This is a genomic window from Stenotrophomonas sp. G106K1, assembly GCF_037969685.1.
Lineage (GTDB): Bacteria > Pseudomonadota > Gammaproteobacteria > Xanthomonadales > Xanthomonadaceae > Stenotrophomonas > Stenotrophomonas lactitubi.
The window spans coordinates 1-17799 of sequence record NZ_JBBPFR010000039.1 but is presented as its reverse complement, the minus strand read 5'-3'; the positions used below and the strand labels follow the sequence as shown (position 1 = coordinate 17799).

Sequence of the window (17799 nt, the reverse complement as noted above, 5' to 3'; positions counted from 1 at the left end):
GTCCGGTTGCGGGGGTGTAAGCGCCATGGATGGCGCGCCCAAGCCTCCATGGATGGATTCACGGCGTCCCCCGCAACCGGACCCATCCCGCCATCCCACGGATCGCCCGCTTTTGCTTCAGCCGTTGCCGTTGCCGTTGCTCCGGCCTCGGCGGGTGCAGGGCGCAGCCCTGCCGCCCCCCCCCCCTCAGCGCCTGGGTGCCAGCTGCTCCAGCATCTCCCACGATTTCAGGCCGCGTGCGCCAAGGTGATGAGCCAGCACCCGCCGCATCGGCAGGCGCAGGCTGGCCAGATCGGCGGCGTCCGGCTCGTCGTCGGCTGCCAGGGCCAACAGTGCTGAACCCGTAGCCGCCGCGCGACGCTCGCCACCACGCTCACTGAGCAGGCGCTGCGGTCCTTCCTGCGGGTCCAGTTCATAGCGCGCCGCCGGGTCGATCGGCTGGCCATCGCTGGCGGTCTCCAGATCGAAACCCACGCCCAGCGCCGCCAGCAGTTCGCGTTCGAAACGGCGCAGGGTCCAGGCCAGTCCGGCCCCCACGGCCAGGCGCGCACGCGCTTCGCCGTAGGCCAGGTACAACTCCGGCAGCGGATCCTGGCGTGGTGCCAGGCGCAGGGTCAGTTCACTCAGATAGAACCCGGCCAGCATGGCCTGGCCGAGCAGGCGCGGCGCCACATCCAGCGCCTCAGCACCGCGCAACTGGGCCAGTTCGCCACGCTGCAGCGCGCTGAAGCGGATCCACTGCAGGGGCTGCAGGGCCGCTCGCAGCACCTGGCCCTTGGCAGTGGAAACGCCGCGCGCGAGCAGGCCGATCCGGCCGTGCTCGGCGCTCAATACCTCGACCAGCAGGCTGGTCTCGCGATAGGCCCGCGCGTGCAGCACGAAGCCGGTGTCGTCCTCGATCAGCATCGAAGCGACCGTCGCGGATTATTCGTAGCCGAAGGCCTTCAGCGCGGCCTCGTCATCAGACCAGCCCTCACGCACGCGCACCCAGGTTTCCAGGAACACCTTGGCCCCGAACAGACGCTCCATCTGCAGGCGGGACTTGGCCCCGATCTCCTTCAGGCGGGTACCGCCCTTGCCGATCACGATCGCCTTCTGGCCTTCGCGCTCGACCCAGATCACCGCACCGATGCGCAGCAGGTTGCCGTCCTCGGTGAAGCGCTCGATCTCCACCGTGGTGGCGTAAGGCAGCTCTTCGCCCAACTGGCGCATCAGCTGTTCACGCACCAGTTCGCCAGCCAGGAAGCGCTGGCTGCGGTCGGTGATTTCGTCTTCGCCGAACATCGGCGGGGCTTCCGGCAACAGCGCCAGCACATCACGGACCAGGGCTTCCAGGCCGTTGCGCTTCTGCGCCGAAATCGGATGCACCGACGAGAAGTCACGGCCGGCGGTCACTTCCTGCAGGAACGGCAGCAGTGCGCCCTTGTCCTTCATGCGGTCGATCTTGTTGACCACCAGCACCACCGGGATACCGGCGTCGCGCAGCACGTTGAAGGCCAGGCTGTCCTCTTCGTCCCAGCGACCGGCTTCGATCACCAGCAGGCCGGCGTCGACGCCTTCCAGCGAACCGCGCGCGGCGCGGTTCATGACCCGGTTCATCGCCCGCTTCTGCACCTTGTGCAGGCCAGGTGTGTCGACCAGCACCAGCTGCCCTTCCGGGTAGGTGGCGATGCCCAGCAGGCGGTGACGGGTGGTCTGCGGCCGGTTGGACACGATGCTGACCTTGGCCCCGACCAATGCATTGGTCAGGGTCGATTTGCCCACGTTCGGGCGGCCGATGACGGCCACACTGCCGCAATGATGGGGAGTTTGTTCGCTCACTTGGAATCCAGTTGTTCAAGGACGGCCGCAGCCGCTTGTTGTTCGGCAATCCGCCGCGAGGAGCCTTCGCCCTCGGTGCTGGCGGCGGGGTCGGCTACGTTGCAGCGTACCCGGAAGTGTTTGGCGTGGTCGTCACCGGATTCTGACACCAGTTCGTACTGGGGCAACGCCTTCTGTCGGCCCTGCAGCCATTCCTGCAGACGGGTCTTGGGGTCCTTCTCCGGTCGCCCGGTGGCCGGCAGCGCCTCCATCGAGGCGGCAAACCAGGGCAGGACCATCGCCCGGCAGGCTTCAAAACCGGCATCCAGGTAGATCGCCGCAACCACGGCCTCGAATGCATCGGCCAGGGTCGAGTCGCGGCGATGGCCGCCGGACTTCATTTCGCCGGGCCCCATGGTCAGCCGGTCACCCAGCTGCAGGGTGCGCGCGATCACCGCCAGCGCACCCTCGCGCACCAGCTCGGCGCGGGCGCGTGTCATCGCGCCCTCGTCCGCCTTGGGCCAGCGCAGGTACAACGCCTCGGCGACCATCATGTTGACGATGCTGTCGCCGAGGAACTCCAGCCGCTCGTTATGCGGCGCGCCGGCACTGCGATGGGTCAGCGCCTGCTTGAGCAGGCCTGGATCGCGGAAGGCGTGACCGATCAGGTCTTCACGTTGGAAAGATTTATTCGGCACCGCTACGGGTCAGGTCCTGGGAGGAATCGAATTTGCCAACCACATCCAGGTTGCCGACCAGCGGGCGGCGCACTTCGTAGTTGACCTTGAGGGTCCAGCCATTGTCGCGACGATCGAACTTGACGTTGGCCGGCTTCACGTTGTCCGAGTAGTTGATGTACAGCCGCTTGAAGAACAGGTCCTGGATGTTGGCCGGCGCCATGCTGCCGATACCGGGTTCCTTGGCCAGGCTCTTCATCGCCGAGCGCACCGCGTAATACTCCTGGTACATCGGGAACAGCTTCATGCCGATGTAGAGGAAGAAGCCGACCACGATCAGGACTACCAGGAACGAGGTCAGGGTCATGCCGCGCTGCGTGTTCATCGTCTTCATTGCGTTCTCCCCAGATACGCGAGTGGATGTGAAGTCAGTTGATGCTCGAGCCGATCCGCGACGGTTCGAAGCCATCCTTGCAGAACCAGCCCTGGCAGTTCAGCCAGATCAGGAATGCCTTGCCGCGCAGGTTCTCTTCCGGCAGCAGGCCCCAGAAACGGCCGTCGTCGCTGTTGTCGCGATTGTCGCCCATCACCAGGTACTTGCCGGCCGGCACGGTCCACTGGCCCTGGCCACGCGGATAGTCGGTCTCCAGCACGGTGTGGGTACGGCCCGGCAGGTGCTCGACCAGCAGGTTGGCGCCCTCGCCCTGGCCCTTGTGCCCGGCGTAGATGCCCTTGTTGTCGTACTTCAGCGGTTCGCCGTTGAGGATCACGCCGTCGCCTTCGAACACCACGGTGTCGCCCGGCACGCCGATCACGCGTTTGATGAAGTTCTCGCCCTTGGCCGGGTCGTTGTCGCCATGGCCGGGGAAGTGGAACACCACCACGTCACCGCGGGCCGGATCGCCCACCTGCACGAAGCGGGTATTGGTGATCGGCAGGCGCAGGCCGTAGGAGAACTTGTTGACCAGGATGAAATCGCCGATCAGCAGGTTCGGCATCATCGAGCTGGACGGGATCTTGTAAGGCTCGGCGATGAAACTGCGCACGATCAGCACGATCGCCAGCACCGGGAAGAACGCACGCGAGTAGTCCACCAGCACCGGCTCGGTGTCGAGCAGGCCGGCGCGCTGGGCGCGCCGCTTGGCCAGGTACAGCTTGTCGGCCAGCAGGATCAGGCCGGAGGCCAGGGTCAGCACGACCAGGAGGATCTCAAACAGTTTCATTCAGGGTCCTTTGCAACGTCACCGGACGATCGGCCCGAAGGCCGGTTTCGGGGCTTATTTGTTGTCCATCTGCAGCACGGCCAGGAAGGCTTCCTGCGGAATTTCCACGCGGCCGACCTGCTTCATGCGCTTCTTGCCTTCCTTCTGCTTTTCCAGAAGCTTCTTCTTGCGCGAAACGTCGCCACCATAGCACTTGGCCAGAACGTTCTTGCGCATGGCCTTGACCGTGGTTCGCGAGATGATCTGCGAGCCGACGGCAGCCTGGATCGCTACGTCGAACTGCTGGCGCGGGATCAGGTCCTTCATCTTCTCGCACAGCTCGCGACCGCGACGATCGGCATGGCTGCGGTGCACGATCAGCGACAGTGCATCCACCTTGTCGCCATTGATCAGCACGTCAACGCGCACGAACGGACCGGCATCGAAGCGCACGAAGTGGTAGTCCAGCGAGGCATAGCCACGGCTGACCGACTTCAGCTTGTCGAAGAAGTCCAGCACCACTTCGGCCATCGGCAGCTCGTAGCTGATCTGCACCTGGCTGCCCAGGTAGTTGATGCCGAGCTGGCTGCCGCGCTTTTCTTCGCACAGCTTGATGATGTTGCCGATGTACTCCTCGGGGGTGAGCACGTTGGCGCGGATGATCGGCTCGCGGATCTCCTGCACATGGTTCACCGGCGGCAGCTTGGCCGGGTTGTCCATGTTGATGATCGTGCCATCGGTCTTCAGGACTTCATACACCACCGTCGGCGCGGTGCTGATCAGGTCCAGGTTGTATTCGCGTTCCAGGCGTTCCTGCACGATTTCCATGTGCAGCATGCCGAGGAAGCCGCAGCGGAAACCGAAGCCCATCGCTTCGGAGCTTTCCGGCTCGAAGCGCAGCGCGGCATCGTTCAGGCGCAGCTTGTCCAGCGCTTCGCGCAGGTCCGGGTAATCCTCGGCATCGACCGGGAACAGGCCGGCGAATACGCGCGGCTGCATTTCCTGGAAGCCTGGCAGCGGCTTCGGCGCCGGGTCGGCAGCGAGGGTGAGGGTGTCACCGACGGGCGCGCCATGCACGTCCTTGATGCTGGCGGTGACCCAGCCCACTTCGCCCGCACGCAGTGCCGGCAGCACCTTGCGCTTGGGGGTGAACACACCGACGTTGTCGACCTGGTGGTTGCGGCCGGTGGACATCACCTGCAGCTTGTCGCCGGCCTTGATCTCGCCCTGCATCACGCGCACCAGCGAGACCACGCCCAGGTAGTTGTCGAACCACGAGTCGATGATCAGCGCCTGCAGCTTGTCGGTATCGCGCGGCACCGGCGGCGGAATGCGATGCACGATCGCTTCCAGCACGTCGACCACGTTCAGGCCGGTCTTGGCACTGACCGGGACCGCGTCGCTGGCATCGATGCCGATCACGGCCTCGATCTCGGCCTTGGCGCGCTCGATATCGGCGGTGGGCAGGTCGATCTTGTTGATCACCGGCACCACTTCCAGCCCCTGCTCCACGGCGGTGTAGCAGTTGGCCACCGACTGCGCCTCCACACCCTGCGCCGCATCGACCACCAGCAGCGCGCCCTCGCAGGCGGCCAGCGAGCGGCTGACTTCATAGGAGAAGTCGACATGGCCGGGGGTGTCGATGAAGTTCAGATGGTAGGTCTGGCCGTCCTTCGCCACATACGGCAGCGACACCGACTGCGCCTTGATCGTGATGCCACGCTCGCGCTCGATCGGGTTGGAGTCGAGCACCTGCGCTTCCATCTCGCGGGCCTGGAGGCCGCCACAGAGCTGGATGATGCGGTCGGCCAGCGTGGACTTGCCGTGGTCGACGTGGGCGATGATGGAGAAGTTGCGGATGTTCCGCATCGAATCAGAGGACATAGAGAGGTGGCGGCGGCGCGCGGCGTCGTCAGGGTAACGGTCGATTATCGCACGCCCGGAGGGTGGCCGCGTGGTTGGCCTGGCCTGACAGCCCACCGGAACGGCCGAAGCCCCGCCAGGGCGGGGCTTCGGGGACACCCCGATGGCCGCCATGAAGGCGGCCATCGGTTGTTACGGGCCGGCCTTGACCGCGACAAAGGCGCTGTTGCCGCTGCCGGTACGGACCAGCAGCATGACCACGTCGCCCTTCTTGTACCCGGACAGTGCACGGTTCAGGGCTTCAACGCTGCCGACCGGAGTGCTGGCCACCTGCAGGATCACCATGCCACCGGACAGGCCGGCATCACGGGCGCCCTCGCCCTTCACTGCGGTGATGCGGACACCTTCGCCCGCCTCAAGACCCAGCTGCTTGCGCTGCGGCGCGGTCAGGTCTGCAACCTCCAACCCAAGCAGGGCATTGGCACCGGTCTGCGGGGCTGCCGCGTCATTGCCTGCGGAAGGGCCGCGGGCATTGCCCTGCGCATCCTCTGTCAAAGCGGTCAGGGTCGCGCTCAGATCACGCGGCTTGCCGTCGCGGATCACGCCCAGGGTGACGCGGCTGCCCGGCGCCATCGCACCGATCAGCGGCGGCAGATCGGACCAGCTGTTGACCGGCGCACCGTTAACCGTGCGGATCACGTCACCGATCTTGACTCCGGCCTTGGCCGCGGCACTGTCCGGCACGATCTGGTTGACCAGTGCGCCGCGGCTGTCGGGCAGGCCCATCGCCTGTGCCTTGAGGCCGTCGATTTCCTGGACCACCGCGCCGAGCTGGCCACGGGTGACCTTGCCGGTCTTCTTGATCTGCTCGACCGCGCTCATCGCCAGGTCGATCGGGATCGCGAAGCTGATGCCCATGTAGCCACCCGAGGCCGAGAAGATCTGCGAGTTGATGCCGACCACTTCGCCACGGGTATTCAGCAGCGGGCCGCCGGAGTTGCCCTGGTTGATCGCCACGTCGGTCTGGATGAACGGCACGTAGCGCTGGTCCGGGCCGCCGGTGTTGCGGCCGAGGGCACTGACCACACCGGCGGTAACCGAGTGGTCGAGGCCGAACGGCGAGCCGATCGCGACAACCCACTGACCGGGCTTCAGGCTGTTGGAATCACCCACGCGCACGGTCGGCAGGTTCTTGCCGTCGATCTTCAACAGGGCCACGTCGTACTGCTGGTCGCTGCCGACCACCTTGGCGGTGAACTCGCGACGATCGCCGAGCTTGACCTTCACTTCACTGGCGTCGGCGACCACGTGGTAATTGGTCAGCACGTAGCCGTCAGGCGAAATGATGAAGCCCGAGCCCATGCCGCGGCCCTTGATGCTGGGCCCGCCGTCCTGGCCGCCGGGCCCCTGCCCCGGCATCGGGAAATCCGGACCGAAGAAGCGGCGGAAGAACTCGGGCATCTCGTCATCACCCGGGCCCATGCCGCCCCGCGCCTGGCGGTTGCTGCGGACGATGGTGGTGTCGACGTTGACCACGCCGGGGCCGACCTGTTCCACCAGGTTGGTGAAATCAGGCAGACCGCTGACCAGCGGCTGCGCCGGTGCTCGTGGCGCCGCAGCAGCGGCGGCGGCCTGCGGCTGGGCGGCAGGCGCCGCCGGTTGGGCACAGGCCACCAGCGGCAGGGTCAGGGCGAACAGGCCAATGGCATGTGTGCGCAGTCGGGGAGTCATCGGACGGCAACCTCCGGGTCGGATGGAAGGGGAAAGATGCGCCCCGCCGACGGCGGGGCGTGTGACGTTACCAGGCTCAGTCGCGCGGGCGCTGCGACGCCGGCGGGTCGTCCTGCAGGCGTGGCTCGAATGGATAGAACGCGGCGCCACCGGCATGGGCCGGGAAGCTGGCATTGAGAGCGCCACCGACGGCGGGCGCCAGGCTGGAGCGCGGCCACGGCCGTGCCTGCAGGCTGCCGACCTCGCCAAATGGCAGGTTGCGCGCGCTACTGGCGGGCACGGTCGGGGTCAGCGGCGCCTGGCTGGCGACCGCGCGCAACGGGGTGTCATCACGCTGGGCCACGCGTGCGGCCTGCTGGCTGCGGGTGGCGCTGGCGCGGCGCACGTCCTGGCGACGGCTGGCGGCGGCCATGGCCACCGCCGGCACGCTGGCCACGGCCATCGCGGCGGTGTCCACCGATGCCTCGGTGACAGCTGCGGGTTGCGCTGATTCCGGCGGCAACTGCGCCTGGCTGGCGATCACCTGCGGTGCGGAGACATCGACGACTGGCGGCACCTCCTGCAGTTTTTCGCGGCCTACGAACAGCGCCACGGCAGCAACCGAAGCAGCCAGTGCGCCGCCACCCCAGGCACGCCAACCACTACGCCGGGCCTGACGTTTCGGCTCGGACTGCGGCGCAGGCTCGGCGGCGATGGCAGCAGCCACGGCGGAACTGAAACCGGCCGGTGCCAGCAGTGATGCCTGGCCACGCATGACGTCACCGAGCAGCTGCCAACGTTCCTGACAGCCGGCCAGTTCCGGATCGTGTTCCATGCGGCGCACCAGGAAGCGCGCCTCGTCTGCCCCCAGCTCGCCGTCCACCAGCGCCGACAACTGCTGGCGATGGCGTTCGTCCAGGCGTTGCCCGGCGGGAGACTGGTGGTTGTGCGATTCGTTGTTCGGAATGCGGGTCATATACGGCTCTTCTCGCGGGTGGCGCTGCCGATGTCCAACAGCGGCCGGAGTTCGGTGTCGATCGCCTCGCGCGCCCGGAATATCCGGGAACGCACGGTGCCGATCGGGCACCCCATCTTCTGCGCGATTTCCTCGTAGCTCAGGCCTTCCACCTCGCGCAGGGTGATCGCCGACCGGAGTTCTTCCGGCAGCGCGTTGACGGCCTTCATCACCGTTTGTTCCAGCTCCTGGCGCATCAACTCGCGCTCCGGCGTGTCGGTGTCGCGCAGGCGTGTGCCGCTGTCGAACTGCTCGGCGTCACCGATGTCGATGTCATCGGTCGGCGGGCGGCGATTGTGCGAAGCCAGATGATTTTTGGCGGTATTCACGGCGATCCGATGCAACCAGGTTGAGAACTGGGCGTCGCCACGGAAGCTTCCAATCGCACGGTAGGCACGGATGAAAGTGTCCTGGGCCACGTCCTGACATTCACTCCAGTCGGCGATGTAGCGACCGACCAGGGCCACGACCCGATGCTGGTACTTGCGCACCAGGACATCGAAGGCGGCACTCTCGCCGTGCTGCACGCGCCGGACCAGTTCCAGATCCAGCTCCTGTGGTGTATCAACATCGGCCATGAGGGGCCGCACTCCTGTCAGCCCAACCGACGTCGGGCAATGAGACTGCCAATCCCGGGAAAAGTTCAGTCGCCGATCACCTGGCGCCGCACCAGCTTTTAACCACCGTTCCGTTAACGTTCCGGTCCAAGGCCTGCGATCCGGGGCGCCACACCCCTGCTATTGGGATTTGACGCGGGGGAAACAACCTCTGGATCATAGCCCCCTTCTCCATACACAACCGGATGGAACGTCCATGCTCTCAAGCTTCGATGGTCTCCGCTTCAGCCACTGGCACCCCGAGATCCGCGACGATGGCGTGGTGGTCCTCTCCCTTGATCGTCAGGACAGCAGTGTCAACGCAATGTCGCAGGATGTCCTGCTGGAGCTGGGCGATCTGCTTGAGCGCATCGCCATGGACCCGCCCAAGGGCGTGGTGATCCAGTCGATCAAGAAGGCAGGCTTCATTGCCGGTGCCGACCTGAAGGAATTCCAGGAATTCGATCGCCGCGGCACGGTCAACGATGCCATCCGTCGTGGACAGTCGACCTACCAGAAGCTGGCCGAACTGCCCTGCCCGACCGTGGCCGCCATCCATGGCCATTGCCTGGGCGGCGGCACCGAGCTGGCCCTGGCCTGCCGCTATCGCGTCGCGTCCAATGACAGTTCCACCCGCATCGGCCTGCCCGAAACCCAGCTGGGCATCTTCCCGGGCTGGGGTGGCAGCGCGCGCCTGCCACAGCTGGTCGGCGCGCCCGCGGCGATGGACATGATGCTGACCGGCCGCACGCTGTCGGCCTCGGCCGCACGCGGCATCGGCCTGGTCGACAAGGTGGTGGCACCGGCCGTAGTACTCGACACCGCCGTGGCGCTGGCCTTGTCCGGCACCACCCGCCCGTTCAAGCAGCGGGCGACGGCGTGGGCGACCAATACCTGGCTTGCACGCCAGCTGCTGGCACCGCAGATGGTCAAGCAGGTTGCGCGCAAGGCGAAGAAGGACCAGTACCCGGCGCCGTATGCGCTGATCAGCACCTGGCAGCGCAGCGGCGGCAAGCCGGTGCAGGCACGCCTGGACGCCGAACGACGCGCCGTGGTGAAGCTGGCCAGCACGCCGACCGCGCGCAACCTGATCCGCATCTTCTTCCTCACCGAACGCCTGAAGGGCCTGGGTGGTGGTGATTCCGGCATCCGCAACGTGCACGTTGTCGGTGCCGGCGTGATGGGCGGAGACATCGCTGCGTGGGCGGCCTACAAGGGCTTCGACGTGACCCTGCAGGACCGCGAGCAGCGCTTCATCGACCCGGCCATGGAACGCGCGCAGGCATTGTTTGCCAAGAAGGTGCGTGACGAGAGCAAGCGCCCGGCCGTCGCCGCGCGCCTGCGTGCGGACCTGGAAGGCAACGGCGTGGCGCAGGCCGATCTGGTGATCGAAGCGATCATCGAGAACCCGGACGCCAAGCGTGCGCTGTACCAGACGCTGGAGCCGAAGATGAAGCTCGACGCGTTGCTGACCACCAACACCTCGTCGATTCCGCTGGTGGAACTGCGCGATCACATCCAGCGTCCGGCGCAGTTCGCCGGCCTGCACTACTTCAACCCGGTGGCACAGATGCCGCTGGTGGAGATCATCCACCATGACGGCATGGCGCCTGAGACCGAGCGCCGCCTGGCGGCGTTCTGCAAGGCGCTGGGCAAGTTCCCGGTGCCGGTGGCCGGCACTCCTGGTTTCCTGGTCAACCGCGTGCTGTTCCCGTACATGCTGGAAGCGGCCACTGCCTACGCCGAAGGCATTCCAGGCCCGGTGATCGACAAGGCGGCGGTGAAGTTCGGCATGCCGATGGGCCCGATCGAACTGATCGACACCGTGGGCCTGGACGTGGCCGCTGGCGTGGGCAAGGAACTGGCACCGTTCCTGGGCCTGCAGATTCCGGCGGCGCTGCAGACGGTGGAACCGGACAAGCGCGGCAAGAAGGATGGCCAGGGCATCTACACGTGGGAAAACGGCCGGGCCAAGAAGCCTGACGTAGCGCGCGACTACCAGGCGCCTGCCGATCTGGAAGATCGCCTGATCCTGCCGCTGTTGAACGAGGCAGTCGCGTGCCTGCACGAGGGTGTGGTGGCCGACGCGGACCTGCTGGATGCGGGCGTGATCTTCGGTACCGGTTTCGCACCGTTCCGCGGCGGTCCGATCCAGCACATCCGTGCAGTCGGTGCCGATGCGCTGGTGGAACGCCTGAAGGCGTTGCAGCAGCGTCACGGCGACCGCTTCACCCCGCGCCCGGGCTGGGACAACCCGGTCCTGCGCGAACCGGTGGTTTGATCGGCCGGGCCTGCGGCCCGGCACCCGCGTTTCAATCCACAGCAAAAGCCAGAGCAACAGCCGGCTCTGGCTTTTCTGTTTGTTGGGCGGGGCGATGTGGGTTGGCAGGACACGCCGTAAACCCATCCCTGGGGGCTCGATGGCGCCATCCATGGCGCCAACGGTCCTGCCAACCCGCACCGCCCCACCCCTGACAGTTTCCCGGTGACGGTCAGTGAACTGCGATTGCTGGTAGGTGTCGACCTTGGTCGACACGCTTGATCCACGCCATGCGTGGATGCGAGCGAAGCGACCAGCGTTTGATTTTGATCTTCTTTTTTCTTCTCCGTGGCTGGACGGCACACGGAAACTGTCAGAGGTCGGGCGGGTGGGTTGCGCAGGGGCGTGAGCCGCATGGATGCGGCGCCCGAGCTTACAGGGACGTACTTGCAGCGCCCCCTGCGCAACCCACCCGCCCGGCCAAGCGCGGCTTCTTTTGCCTTCAGCGACCAACCAACAGCCACGAGGGGCTGCGCCGTTGGCTGGAACAACCTGTTACCCGAACGGGGAATGTCACCGTCACGACAGCATGCGATCCTGACCGCCTTGATCCCTGCCAGCGAGAACGCCCGCATGACCACCATCATCGCCCCGCGCGTACACGACATCGGCGGCCTGGAAGTGCGCCGCGCAGTGCCCACCCTGCAGGCCCGCAGCATCGGTTCGTTCGTGTTCGTCGACCAGATGGGCCCGGCACTCATGCACCCCGGTACGGCCATCGACGTGCGCCCGCATCCGCATATCGGCCTGGCCACCGTCACCTATCTGTGGTCGGGCGCCATCGGCCACCGCGACACGCTGGGTTCGGACCAGGTGATCCGCCCCGGCGACGTCAACTGGATGACCGCCGGCCGCGGCATCGCCCATTCCGAGCGCACGCCGCAACCGGACCGCGACCATGACAACCCGATCCACGGCATGCAGACCTGGGTAGCGTTGCCGAAGTCGCATGAGGAAATCGAACCGGCGTTCTACCACCATGCGGCTGCCACCCTGCCCGAGCAGCGCCGCAACGGTGCCTGGCTGCGGGTGATCGCCGGACGTGCCTATGGCGAGGAATCGCCGGTCAAGGTGTTCGCCGATACGCTCAACGTGGCGATCGACCTCGACCCGGATGCAGAGATCGACATCGATGATGGTCACCGCGAGCGTGCGCTGTACATCCTCGAGGGCGAAGCGCAGCTGGATGGCGTGGACATTCCAGCCCAGCACCTGGTGATTCCCGAAGCCGGGGCGCGCGGCCGCCTGCGCGCGAAGACGCCGGTGAAGGCGATGCTGTTCGGGGGCGAGCCGCTGGATGGCCCGCGCCATCTGTGGTGGAACTTCGTTTCCAGCTCGAAGGAACGCATCGAGCAGGCCAAGCACGACTGGGAAGCCGGGCGTTTCGGCACCATTCCCGGCGACGACAAGGAATTCATTCCCCTGCCCGAGCATTGAGCATCGCGTGTTGCACACATCCGAGGGTGTATCCCTGCACCCGGCGTTGACGCTACAGTCACCCGCTGATCACTGAAATGTGACATAAATCACACTTTAGACCGTCAAAGGAGTGCAACACATGAGCATGGGTAAACGCTTGTCCGCCGAGTTCCTCGGCACGTTCTGGCTGGTTCTGGGTGGCTGTGGCAGTGCCGTGCTGGCCGCCAAGTTCGGTGGCGACGGCAATCCACTGGGTATCGGTTTCCTCGGCGTGGCGCTGGCCTTCGGCCTGACCGTGGTGACCGGCGCCTACGCGTTCGGCCATATCTCCGGTGCGCACTTCAATCCGGCGGTCAGCGTGGGCCTGTGGGCCGGCGGCCGCTTCCCGACCAAGGATCTGCTGCCCTACATCATTGCCCAGGTAGCCGGCGGCCTGCTGGCTGGTTTCATCCTGCTGCAGATCGCCTCCGGTGCCAGCGGCTTCGCCATTGATGGCAGCCAGGCCGGCGCGTTCGCCAGCAACGGCTACGGCGCGCTGTCGCCCGGTGGCTACAGCGTGGCGGCCGCGTTCCTGTGCGAAGTGGTGCTCACGGCAGTGTTCCTGATCGTGATCATGGGCGCTACCCATGGCAAGGCTCCGGCAGGCTTCGCGCCGCTGGCCATCGGCCTGGCCCTGACCCTGATCCACCTGATCAGCATTCCGGTCACCAATACGTCGGTGAACCCGGCCCGCTCCACGGCGGTGGCCTTCTTCGCCGGCAGCGGCGCAACCGGCCAGCTGTGGCTGTTCTGGGTCGCCCCGCTGCTGGGCGGTGCGATCGGCGGCATCATCTACAAGTGGATCGGCAACGACCGCTGAGCCGTGACCGTGCCATTGCGGCCGACCTTCGGCCGCAATGGTTACGGATGTAACCGCGATTTGTGCGATCGCTCACGTTCCGTTAAGGTCTGGTCATCCGCCCGTGCTTTCGCCGGGCAGGACGGCATCCGGGGATGGGATGCCTCGGCCGCCGGTGACACTGGCGGTGCCAATGACACGCCACCTTGGGGGATGCATGAAGTTCGCGCCTGTTGTTTTGTCGAGCCTGCTGTTCGTTGCGGCGTCTGCCTGCGCGCAGGCCCCGGTCGAATGTCCTTCGTTGCCCGCCAGCAGCGGCCTGCAATGGCAGCAGCAGGCACAGTCCGGTTTCCTGGTCTGCCGCGCGGCCACCAGTGATGGCCGTGAAGTGCTGAGCCTGATGCTCAGCCAGCGCGATCCGGGCATTCCGCTGACCCGCTCGCTGCGCCAGGAAAAGGGCAGCTTTGCCGGTGAATCAATGTACTGGTACCAGCCGGATCTTGGCGGCCAGCAGCCGCCGGGCTATGCCGAACGCCGCATCAGCGTGGTCAAACTGGACAAGGGCCGCTACGCGCAGATCGCGCTGTATCCCGACAGCTCGCAGGAACTGGGCACACTGCAGCAGCTTGCGCAGGGCATGAACCTGACGCCCTCTGCCGTGGCCGACGGCCGCTGAAGGGCTGCGGGGATGACTGCATTGCAGCATCCCCGCAGGATCCGGCACGCCGGGCATATGCCGGGCATGGCCCGGCGCTGCCCCTCAGAACCTGCCTTCCTGGAAATCAACGAAGGCCTGCATCAGTTCTTCGCGGGTGTTCATCACGAACGGACCATGGCGCACCACCGGCTCGCGCAGCGGTCGACCCGCCACCAGGATCAACCGCGCACCTTCAGCACCTGCCGAAAGATGCAGCTGCTCGCCGCCGCCCAGCACCGCCAGTTCCTGCCGTGCCACGTCGCGCGCAGCATCCTGCTCGCCCACCGTCAGCCCGCCTTCGAACACATAGACGAACGCGTTGTGGCCTTCCGGCAGCGCATAGGTCCAGGCGCGGTCGGCGGCCAGTTCGATATCCAGATACAGGGGATCGGTGGCGGGTTGCGCGATCGGGCCCGCCGTGCCATCGACGGTACCGGCGATCACCTTGACCTGCACGCCTTCGGCCGGCCGCACCACCGGGATCTTTTCGGGAGCGAATTCCTGGTACTTCGGCGCGGTCATCTTGTCGCGCGCCGGCAGGTTCACCCACAACTGGAAGCCGCGCATCTGCCCGCTTTCCTGCTCGGGCATCTCCGAATGCACCAGGCCACGGCCGGCGGTCATCCACTGCACGCTGCCCGGGGTCAGCAGGCCTTCGTTGCCGTGATTGTCGCGATGCCGCATGCGGCCATCGAGCATGTAGGTAACGGTCTCGAAACCACGATGCGGATGTTCGGGGAAACCGGCGATGTAGTCCTCGGCGCGATCGGTGCCGAATTCATCGAGCAGCAGGAATGGATCGAGGTCGGGCAGCGACGGACCGCCGATGACCCGGGTCAGGCGAACACCGGCACCGTCGGAGGTGGGCATGCCACGGATGGTGCGCAGGACGCGGACCGGCTCGGGAAGGCTCATGGTGACTCCTGTTGGATGGATGCCGGTAAAAATGGACGCTGCAGGGCGCAACGCCAATGGATGCCGTCGCAACCGATTGTTCCATCCCTGGTGTTCGCCGCATGTCATGTCCGCACGCCGGCACCGCCTGCGTTGTGGGCAGCGAGGGAACGTCGCCACCTGCCACACCCATGTACGACCAAAGTACTACCGCAGAATAGTCCCGTGCACATTGACCCTGCCAGGGGCACGCGGGACTCTTTGCCTGTCTTTCCGGGAGAGAGCACCTCATGAAAGGTTTTTCCAAAATAGGCTGGGCGGCCCTCGCCCTGCTCGGCGCGTTCTGCCTGGGTACGGTGGCGCTTCGACGCGGTGAGCACATCAATGCGTTGTGGATCGTGGTGGCGGCGGTATCGCTGTATCTGGTCGCCTACCGCTTCTACAGCCTGTTCATCGCCGACAAGGTGATGCAGATCGATCCGACCCGGGCCACCCCGGCGGTGATCAACAACGATGGCCTGGACTACGTACCCACCAACAAGCACGTGCTGTTCGGCCACCACTTCGCCGCCATTGCCGGTGCCGGTCCGCTGGTCGGCCCGGTGCTGGCCGCGCAGATGGGCTACCTGCCCGGCCTGCTGTGGCTGGTAGTCGGCGTGGTGCTGGCCGGCGCGGTGCAGGACTTCATGGTCCTGTTCCTGTCCAGCCGCCGCAACGGCCGCTCACTGGGTGACCTGGTGCGCGAGGAGATGGGCCAGGTGCCCGGCACCATCGCGTTGTTCGGTGCCTTCCTGATCATGATCATCATCCTGGCCGTGCTGGCAATGGTGGTGGTCAAGGCGCTGGCGGAAAGCCCGTGGGGCATGTTCACGGTGATTGCCACGATGCCCATCGCGATCCTGATGGGCGTGTACATGCGCTACATCCGGCCGGGCAAGATCGGTGAGATCTCGGTGGTGGGGCTGGTGCTGCTGCTGGCCGCGATCTGGTTCGGTGGCAAGGTGGCAGCAGATCCGACCTGGGGCCCGGCCTTTACCTTCACCGGCACCCAGATCACTTGGATGCTGATCGGCTACGGTTTCGTCGCCTCGGTGTTGCCGGTGTGGCTGCTGCTGGCACCGCGCGACTACCTGTCGACCTTCCTGAAGATCGGCACGATCATCGCGCTGGCCATCGGCATCCTGGTGGTGATGCCGGAACTGAAGATGCCGGCGCTGACCCAGTTCGCTGCCAGCGGCGACGGCCCGGTGTGGAAGGGCGGGATGTTCCCGTTCCTGTTCATCACCATCGCCTGCGGCGCGGTGTCGGGTTTCCATGCACTGATTTCTTCGGGTACCACACCGAAGCTGCTGGCCAATGAAGCGCACATGCGCTACATCGGCTACGGCGGCATGTTGATGGAATCGTTCGTGGCCGTGATGGCACTGGTGGCCGCTTCGATCATCGATCCGGGCATCTACTTCGCGATGAACAGCCCGGCAGCGGTGATCGGTGCCGACGCAGCCTCGGCCGCGCACTACATCACCAACACCTGGGGCTTCACCATCACCCCCGAACAGCTGACGGCCACGGCCGCAGCGATTGGTGAACCGACCATCCTGCATCGTGCCGGTGGTGCACCCACCCTGGCGGTGGGCATCGCGCAGATCCTGCATGAGGCGATCCCCAGCAGCAGCGACGCGATGATGGCGTTCTGGTACCACTTCGCCATCCTGTTCGAAGCACTGTTCATCCTTACCGCTGTGGATGCGGGTACCCGTGCCGGTCGCTTCATGCTGCAGGACCTGCTCGGCAACTTCATTCCTGCACTGAAGAAGACCGAGTCGTGGACCGCGAACATCATCGGTACCGCCGGCTGCGTGGCGCTGTGGGGCTACCTGCTGTACACCGGTGTGGTCGATCCGTTCGGCGGCATCCAGACGTTGTGGCCATTGTTCGGCATCTCCAACCAGATGCTGGCGGGCATCGCGCTGATGCTGGGCACGGTGGTGCTGTTCAAGATGAAGCGTGACCGTTACGCGTGGGTCACTGCGGTGCCTGCGGTGTGGCTGCTGATCTGCACCACCTACGCCGGTTTCATCAAGATCTTCGACAGCAATCCGGCCCAGGGCTTCCTGGCCCAGGCGCACAAGTTCCAGGACGCCCTGGCCAGCGGCACCATCACCGCACCGGCCAAGTCGGTCGCACAGATGCAGCAGATCGTGGTCAATGCCTACGTCAACACCGGCTTGACCGCGCTGTTCCTGCTGGTGGTGGCATCGGTGCTGGCGTATTCGATCAAGACGATCGTGGCGGCGCGCCGCAATCCGCAGCGCAGCGACCGCGAGACCCCGTACGTGGCGCTGAAGCCACATGAAATGGTGGACCTGTAATGAGTACGCAACTGGTTCCGGTGGGGCAGTACCAGGCGCATCGCCGGATCTGGCGACGCCTGGTGCAGACGGCACGGCTGTGCTGCGGCATTCCCGACTACGACAACTATGTGCGGCATGTGCGGGAGAAGCATCCGGACCGCGAGCCGATGGACTACAAGACGTTCTTCCGCGAGCGGCAGGAAGCGCGGTATGGCGGGCGCAACGGTGGTCGCTGCTGTTGACGGTCGAGGTGGGTGCCGGGCTTGCAGCCCGGCGCCCGCAGAAGCAACGGCAACGGCAACGGCAACTGCGACGGCCGAAGCGTCGGCTCTGGGTTTCTGTTGGGTTGGCGGAGCGGTGTGGGCTTGCAGGACACGCCGTAAACCCGTCCATGGGGGCTCGATGGCGCCATCC

At 65.8% G+C, this 17799-nt stretch carries 16 protein-coding genes; 6 read left to right on the top strand and 10 right to left on the bottom strand.

The window, feature by feature from the left end; translation table 11 throughout:
• Positions 1-186: 186 nt before the first annotated feature.
• From recO to rpoE, 9 genes are all read right to left on the bottom strand, one after another.
• Positions 187-906 carry a DNA repair protein RecO gene (gene recO, locus WKB25_RS20710; RefSeq protein ID WP_099818937.1) on the bottom strand — a complete coding sequence of 240 codons (720 nt, stop codon included), beginning with the start codon at positions 904-906 and terminating at the stop codon, positions 187-189.
• 18 nt (positions 907-924) lie between these two features.
• Positions 925-1821 (bottom strand): GTPase Era, encoded by an 897-nt coding sequence (gene era, locus WKB25_RS20705; protein ID WP_025877117.1) that lies wholly within the window; start codon positions 1819-1821, stop codon positions 925-927.
• Positions 1818-2498, bottom strand: a complete 681-nt coding sequence (gene rnc / locus WKB25_RS20700) for a ribonuclease III (protein WP_099818936.1) — start codon at positions 2496-2498, stop codon at positions 1818-1820. Before rnc ends, era begins: the two co-directional genes overlap by 4 nt.
• Positions 2488-2871: a DUF4845 domain-containing protein gene (locus WKB25_RS20695; protein ID WP_132824469.1), complete on the bottom strand. Its 384-nt coding sequence runs from the start codon at positions 2869-2871 to the stop codon at positions 2488-2490. The genes rnc and WKB25_RS20695 overlap by 11 nt, the downstream gene beginning before the upstream one ends.
• A 34-nt stretch (positions 2872-2905) precedes the next feature.
• Positions 2906-3700, bottom strand: a complete 795-nt coding sequence (gene lepB / locus WKB25_RS20690; protein WP_340572702.1) for a signal peptidase I — start codon at positions 3698-3700, stop codon at positions 2906-2908.
• Between the two features lie 54 nt (positions 3701-3754).
• The gene (lepA, locus tag WKB25_RS20685) at positions 3755-5548 is read right to left on the bottom strand and encodes a translation elongation factor 4 (protein WP_162291979.1); all 1794 of its coding nucleotides are present in this window, start codon (positions 5546-5548) and stop codon (positions 3755-3757) included.
• Between the two features lie 186 nt (positions 5549-5734).
• A complete protein-coding gene (locus WKB25_RS20680) occupies positions 5735-7273 on the bottom strand; it encodes a DegQ family serine endoprotease (RefSeq protein ID WP_340572701.1) in 1539 nt (512 codons plus the stop codon).
• A 76-nt stretch (positions 7274-7349) separates the two neighbouring features.
• Positions 7350-8228, bottom strand: a complete 879-nt coding sequence (locus WKB25_RS20675; protein ID WP_340572700.1) for an RseA family anti-sigma factor — start codon at positions 8226-8228, stop codon at positions 7350-7352.
• Positions 8225-8845 (bottom strand): RNA polymerase sigma factor RpoE, encoded by a 621-nt coding sequence (gene rpoE, locus WKB25_RS20670; RefSeq protein ID WP_025877103.1) that lies wholly within the window; start codon positions 8843-8845, stop codon positions 8225-8227. The genes WKB25_RS20675 and rpoE overlap by 4 nt, the downstream gene beginning before the upstream one ends.
• Positions 8846-9080: 235 nt before the next feature.
• Here rpoE and WKB25_RS20665 point away from each other — a divergent pair, with 235 nt between their 5' ends.
• From WKB25_RS20665 to WKB25_RS20650, 4 genes are all read left to right on the top strand, one after another.
• Positions 9081-11144 carry a 3-hydroxyacyl-CoA dehydrogenase NAD-binding domain-containing protein gene (locus WKB25_RS20665; RefSeq protein ID WP_340572699.1) on the top strand — a complete coding sequence of 688 codons (2064 nt, stop codon included), beginning with the start codon at positions 9081-9083 and terminating at the stop codon, positions 11142-11144.
• 612 nt (positions 11145-11756) lie between these two features.
• Positions 11757-12620, top strand: coding sequence for a pirin family protein (locus tag WKB25_RS20660; protein ID WP_099818932.1), 864 nt, complete (start codon positions 11757-11759; stop codon positions 12618-12620).
• 121 nt (positions 12621-12741) lie between these two features.
• Positions 12742-13461, top strand: a complete 720-nt coding sequence (gene aqpZ / locus WKB25_RS20655; RefSeq protein ID WP_089236428.1) for an aquaporin Z — start codon at positions 12742-12744, stop codon at positions 13459-13461.
• A 196-nt stretch (positions 13462-13657) separates the two neighbouring features.
• Positions 13658-14116: a hypothetical protein gene (locus tag WKB25_RS20650; RefSeq protein ID WP_099818930.1), complete on the top strand. Its 459-nt coding sequence runs from the start codon at positions 13658-13660 to the stop codon at positions 14114-14116.
• Positions 14117-14200: 84 nt separating this feature from the next.
• Here the strand turns inward: WKB25_RS20650 and WKB25_RS20645 are convergent, their stop codons facing one another.
• Complete coding sequence (locus tag WKB25_RS20645) at positions 14201-15052, bottom strand: pirin family protein (protein WP_340572698.1); 852 nt, start codon at positions 15050-15052, stop codon at positions 14201-14203.
• A gap of 269 nt (positions 15053-15321) precedes the next feature.
• Between WKB25_RS20645 and WKB25_RS20640 the strand changes: the two genes are divergently transcribed.
• Positions 15322-17403, top strand: coding sequence for a carbon starvation CstA family protein (locus WKB25_RS20640; RefSeq protein WP_340572697.1), 2082 nt, complete (start codon positions 15322-15324; stop codon positions 17401-17403).
• Positions 17403-17627, top strand: a complete 225-nt coding sequence (locus tag WKB25_RS20635) for a CstA-like transporter-associated (seleno)protein (RefSeq protein WP_025877091.1) — start codon at positions 17403-17405, stop codon at positions 17625-17627. Before WKB25_RS20640 ends, WKB25_RS20635 begins: the two co-directional genes overlap by 1 nt.
• Positions 17628-17799: the final 172 nt, after the last annotated feature.

Coding starts and splice junctions, on each gene's coding strand:
- recO (WP_099818937.1), bottom strand. CDS start 906: ATGCTGATCGAGGACGACACCGGCTTCGTGCTGCACGCGCGGGCCTAT.
- WKB25_RS20695 (WP_132824469.1), bottom strand. CDS start 2,871: ATGAAGACGATGAACACGCAGCGCGGCATGACCCTGACCTCGTTCCTG.
- lepB (WP_340572702.1), bottom strand. CDS start 3,700: ATGAAACTGTTTGAGATCCTCCTGGTCGTGCTGACCCTGGCCTCCGGC.
- lepA (WP_162291979.1), bottom strand. CDS start 5,548: ATGCGGAACATCCGCAACTTCTCCATCATCGCCCACGTCGACCACGGC.
- WKB25_RS20680 (WP_340572701.1), bottom strand. CDS start 7,273: ATGACTCCCCGACTGCGCACACATGCCATTGGCCTGTTCGCCCTGACC.
- WKB25_RS20675 (WP_340572700.1), bottom strand. CDS start 8,228: ATGACCCGCATTCCGAACAACGAATCGCACAACCACCAGTCTCCCGCC.
- rpoE (WP_025877103.1), bottom strand. CDS start 8,845: ATGGCCGATGTTGATACACCACAGGAGCTGGATCTGGAACTGGTCCGG.
- WKB25_RS20665 (WP_340572699.1), top strand. CDS start 9,081: ATGCTCTCAAGCTTCGATGGTCTCCGCTTCAGCCACTGGCACCCCGAG.
- WKB25_RS20660 (WP_099818932.1), top strand. CDS start 11,757: ATGACCACCATCATCGCCCCGCGCGTACACGACATCGGCGGCCTGGAA.
- aqpZ (WP_089236428.1), top strand. CDS start 12,742: ATGAGCATGGGTAAACGCTTGTCCGCCGAGTTCCTCGGCACGTTCTGG.
- WKB25_RS20650 (WP_099818930.1), top strand. CDS start 13,658: ATGAAGTTCGCGCCTGTTGTTTTGTCGAGCCTGCTGTTCGTTGCGGCG.
- WKB25_RS20645 (WP_340572698.1), bottom strand. CDS start 15,052: ATGAGCCTTCCCGAGCCGGTCCGCGTCCTGCGCACCATCCGTGGCATG.
- WKB25_RS20640 (WP_340572697.1), top strand. CDS start 15,322: ATGAAAGGTTTTTCCAAAATAGGCTGGGCGGCCCTCGCCCTGCTCGGC.
- WKB25_RS20635 (WP_025877091.1), top strand. CDS start 17,403: ATGAGTACGCAACTGGTTCCGGTGGGGCAGTACCAGGCGCATCGCCGG.